Origin of the sequence: Sodalinema sp. (genome assembly GCF_046483825.1) — a bacterium.
Taxonomy (GTDB): domain Bacteria; phylum Cyanobacteriota; class Cyanobacteriia; order Cyanobacteriales; family Geitlerinemataceae; genus Sodalinema.
The window spans coordinates 1-4,477 of the sequence record NZ_JAWOCL010000037.1; the positions used below are offsets into that span (position 1 = coordinate 1).

Sequence of the window (4,477 nt, forward strand, 5' to 3'; positions counted from 1 at the left end):
TCTGAGTTGAGGCGTTGTACGTTTGTCTCGACTCAGAATTATCTCGATGAACAATCGTCATTCGTCCTAATTGACCAATCACATGATTACGACGGTCAAAAACGACCTGTCGCGCTCCCTGAACCCGCCGCAGAGTGCTATTCTCCTCATCGTAGCGAACGGCGGATGATAGGGCTATCCATTGAGCCTCATCGGGGTGAACCCTGGCCGGATGAACTGCCCAGAATGCCTGTTCATCTTCTTCTCGGAAACTCGCTTGCCATCGCTCCTTGGACGTTCTGGCTTGACTCTGGGCGGAACGCATCGCTATAAATACGGCTTCATTGGCTTGTTTAACAGCCTGATTGGCGACAAAATACGACCAACTCGTCAGAGTCATCGAACTCAGGATTCCTAGAATCACAACAATCACGAGAAGCTCAGGAATTGTATATCCCTGGCTTCGCCCAGGCTTATATCGCTTCATGATGCACCCAACTGGTTCTATTGTTCTGGTCTTTTGTTTAACCCATTTAGGATGACGGTCAAACTAGGGGCAAAAAATCCCCACCGTTCTCTCCCAAATTGGTATCCAGTGCAACAAAAATGGAGGTTCTGATCAGTTTTATGCCACGAGTCTAGCTAACAAATCTGAAAACTGCTAGAGCGACTTGTCATGTTTTCGGTTACCCCGTTTCGCGGCTTGGCTGTCCACTCAGCCTGACTGGGGTTGTGCCTGATTTGACGACTCCCCGCGAATCACGCGACGGGGATGGCCTCGTGCTATGGCTGAAGCCGTGGCACGCCCTCGGGTGGCTCTCCGCCTGGATGGAGGGGAGCCTGAAACGATTTTCAATCTCTAGCCAGAGAACCTCATCATTGCGACTGGCGCCAGAAACGCCAGATAATGAATTTCGTCCCCCCCCAAGCCAAAATGGCTGCCAGAAGACTGAACAGAAGGGCACTCGCAAAGGGATGGATGCTTTCACCCCGATTGTCTTGCCAGGGATATGTCATCGGCTCTTGGAAGCGTAACGGAAACGTTGAGGCAACGATCGCCCCCGCACCAATTCCCATGCCAATCGCTTGAATTTGGTCTTGGAGTTGTTGGTTTTGTTCCTGTAAACTGCGATCGCGCTGGGTTTGTTCAATTTCCACAATCCCGCGAATTGAGGCAATGGCTTTATCCGCTAAACTTGACCCCTCGACAAAATAGTTGAGTTCGTCATTGATGCGAGCTTGAAAATAGGGAGAGGTGCGATCGCCAAACTCCCGGAAAAACTCCAGTTCCTGCTCCTGAACCTCATGTTCCTGCTCTTGAAGGGTCTGCAAAATCTCCGTCAACGTCACTTGATAATTTTTGGTATTGATACTAATAGTATTGCGACAATGCTTATAATTTCGCAACAATCGCGCATACTCTAAATCCAACGCCGCCAACTCCTTTAAGACCATTTTTAGATCTTCTAATTGCGCCTGAGTTAAGGCGAGACGGCTTGTATTTTGGGTTAACTCTTGTTTAAAAGACTTGACTTTTTTCTCTAAATCTGTATAGATTGCGTAGGTTTTTCGATAGAGCGTGCGAGTTTCCCGATAGGCAGAAACAACCTTATTTCGATAATAAAATAAATTGATGAGTTGCCAATAAGCGCCCTCAAACTTGCTGCTGGACAACTGATTGCGAAACAGGTAAATTAAAATATGAGGTTGGACTTCCGCCTCCCCTTCCATGTTGGCATCCAAAACTTGACCGCCAAATTCAAAAATGGGGCTACCCCACAACTCTCCCATTTGACACAAAGCCGACACCTTAATTTTGCGAGAGGGGATGACCTGTTTCAAACAACGGCGGGCAAACTCTTGTAAATCTTCTGGGGATTTGTTGCGGTGTGAGTCGGGCAAAAATGCCGTTAAAACTAACGTTTGTCCCAGAGAACTTTGGACAAAATCAGGCAAGAAAACCAGCCGTTCTGTATTTAAATTGCGCCAAAATGAAATCGGCACATCGTCAGTTTTTTGCTGATGTTCTTGTTCCGGGCGGCGTAAATTGACCGTTAAACTATAACTATCATAAAGCCGATGGGTGAACACCAGCCCAGTCATCGTTAAATCGGAGTTCGGGAGTTTTCCGCTTAATGGCAGTTGTTTTTGGGGATTGAGATTAACTTGCGCCCCCGGCGGTTCTTCCGAGTTATTTGGATACCCAGCAATTTGGAGGCGTTCCCTAAACCCCAAGGCTTGTAAAATCTCATCCCCCTTTTGCCACAACTGCTGAGGATTGGAGGCTAGGGAGTCAGGTTCTCCCGTTAATCCTCGCCGGAGATGAAAGGCGAATAAATGTAAATTTGGGGCATAAACTGGCGGCGTTATCTGTTGTTCTGAGTCCATTGTTTTAAGCTTTGCTTAATGTGGCGAACTAAGGAAGTTTTCTCCGCCTGAGGAGTGGGAGTAATTAGCACCGTTGTTTCTGTTTCTTCGATGACTTGGAAATTCGGAAACGTCCGTTGGATTTCACTCGGTTCGGAGATTTCTTGGAGTTCTCTTTTTTTATCCCGTTCAAAAATAGCTTGTTCTTGTGGAAATTGTCCGATCCAAGTTATAATGAAGTCTGCCATCTCATTGAGATTGGCTTCAGAAAACGTCTCTAATTCCGCTGCTAATGTTTGAACCTGTTGCAACGCCTCTGGCGGTAAAATGGGCGGTTCCGCTTCTAGGAGTTCGGCGAGCATCAGCAAGGTTTCGGTTGAGTTTTTCATGGTTATTGGGTTTGCAATGAGTGGGGGAGATGATGAGGGTCAAAAACCGGTTATCTAGGGAATATTAAACTAAACTTACATCTAAACTGAAATAACTAAACCCCGATCGCACAAAAAGCCGCCCAATGAATCGGATGTTCATAGGGTCGGTAACTAGCGGGTTTAAAGCCTAACTTCAACGTCTCTCGCAGCTTCGCCTTCGGATGAGGGGTTAACGCCGACTCCGACTCATTCAGCCAGGCCGTTAACTCCTGCTTCGTGACGGTTCTCATCCACTGTTGCGCCTGCTTCAACGCCAGAGCCACCGAGGGCTGAGCCTGCATTTCCTCATAGAATTTTACCATCAAAATCGCCGTCGAGACATCATTCACCGCCCAGAGGCTACAAATCACATTGGTTGCCCCCGCATAGAGAAAGCCTAACCCCAAACTGATATATTCCTCTAAGTTGGGCGAAAAGTCCGTTAACCCGGTTTCACAGGCCGAGAGAATCACCAGGCGACAGGCGGGTAAATCGAGTTCAAACAATTCCCCCAGGGTGTAACATTTGCTCAGGTCAATTTGGGTGCCTTTGCGCCAGGGGAGAAAGCGAGTTTCGGCGGGTTCAGATGTGGCGGTTTCCTCGGAGAGGGTTCGGCGTTCTGAGTCACTGACCGAGACTTTCGCCCCCGCCAACACCAGGGGAGACAGGAGGGGACTGCTGAAATTAAACGCCCCATGTCCGGCAAAATGGAGATAGTCCGCCTCTTGGAAGGCTTGGCGGTGGGGGTTTTGATTGAGACGGGTTTTGCTGGCTTGCTGGCGGGCCAGACGGCGGGCGTTGGCCGAGAAGTTGGCTAAAATGGCGTCAACCTCTAAGTCGGCATAATATAAGTCTTCCGTGGGATTTTGGATGGCAAAGAGGCGCTGGCGGTTGCCGGTTTTGCGTTGGCGTTGGGAGACTTCCAGGAATTGACAACTGGGGCTGTAGGTGACTCCGAGGGGGAATCTATCGGCGAGATAGTCCGGTTCATCGCCATCCCCCAGGGGTAAGGCGTGGAGGGGGAACAGATGCAACTCCCGATAGGGGACGACAATTAGGCGGCGGCTGTGGGGGGGAATTTGGGCGAGGAGTTGGGGTAATTCCAGGATATCCCGGAGACGGCGCAGGAAGTGGTTGAGATGGGTTTCCCAGTCGTCGGAGTGGTGGCGTTGATAGGTGTCGAGATAGGTGTCGCGCAACTCCTGTAACTGATGCAAGTGTTCCGGGGGGGAGCGATGCACGGAAATGTCCCCGGTTTCGCCACTGACGATAAAGGTATAAATTCCCTGGGGGCTGAGATACCATTCCATCAACAGGGTCTCCTCATCCAGCAAGGCCTGAATTTGCGAGAATTGGATGGGTTGGACTCGTTGGCTGAGGCTGAAGTTGGGGTCGTAGGTGTTGAGGGTGTCCAGGAGTTGGCTTAAGGCTTGTTGCGCCTGTTCGTATTGTTGACGCAGGCTGTCCATGACATCGGGGGTGAAGCTGGCGGCACTGCTGCCCCGTTGTCCCAGACCGCCCATGTCCTGAGTATCGGAGTTGGTGGGGGTTTCGAGGGTTTCGAGGAGTCGCTGTTTGGCGGTGACTTCCCGACGGAGGCGGTCGAGTTGTTGCAGGAGTTCTGGGGGAATGTCGCCTTTGGGGTAGAGGTCGCGGTTGCTGAGGAGTTCGATGAGGTTGCGGGATTTGCTGCGTTCGACGCTGGCTAAGGCTTTCCCGAT

4 protein-coding genes are annotated in these 4,477 nt (G+C 50.3%); all 4 read right to left on the reverse strand.

Going from position 1 to position 4,477, the window contains the following annotated elements; all coding sequences use genetic code 11:
* Positions 1-466: Tfp pilus assembly protein FimT/FimU (locus tag R6U67_RS02370; protein ID WP_410251064.1), on the reverse strand; the 466-nt coding region annotated here is incomplete at its 3' end.
* Between the two features lie 389 nt (positions 467-855).
* Complete coding sequence (locus R6U67_RS02375) at positions 856-2,367, reverse strand: hypothetical protein (protein ID WP_410251065.1); 1,512 nt, start codon at positions 2,365-2,367, stop codon at positions 856-858.
* Complete coding sequence (locus R6U67_RS02380) at positions 2,346-2,735, reverse strand: hypothetical protein (protein ID WP_410251066.1); 390 nt, start codon at positions 2,733-2,735, stop codon at positions 2,346-2,348. The genes R6U67_RS02375 and R6U67_RS02380 overlap by 22 nt, the downstream gene beginning before the upstream one ends.
* A 95-nt stretch (positions 2,736-2,830) precedes the next feature.
* A partial coding sequence (locus R6U67_RS02385) for a CHAT domain-containing protein (protein ID WP_410251067.1) occupies positions 2,831-4,477 on the reverse strand: 1,647 nt, incomplete at its 5' end.

Excerpts from the sequence above, each read along its gene's own strand:
- R6U67_RS02375 (WP_410251065.1), bottom strand. The coding sequence starts at position 2,367 with ATGGACTCAGAACAACAGATAACGCCGCCAGTTTATGCCCCAAATTTA.
- R6U67_RS02380 (WP_410251066.1), bottom strand. The coding sequence starts at position 2,735 with ATGAAAAACTCAACCGAAACCTTGCTGATGCTCGCCGAACTCCTAGAA.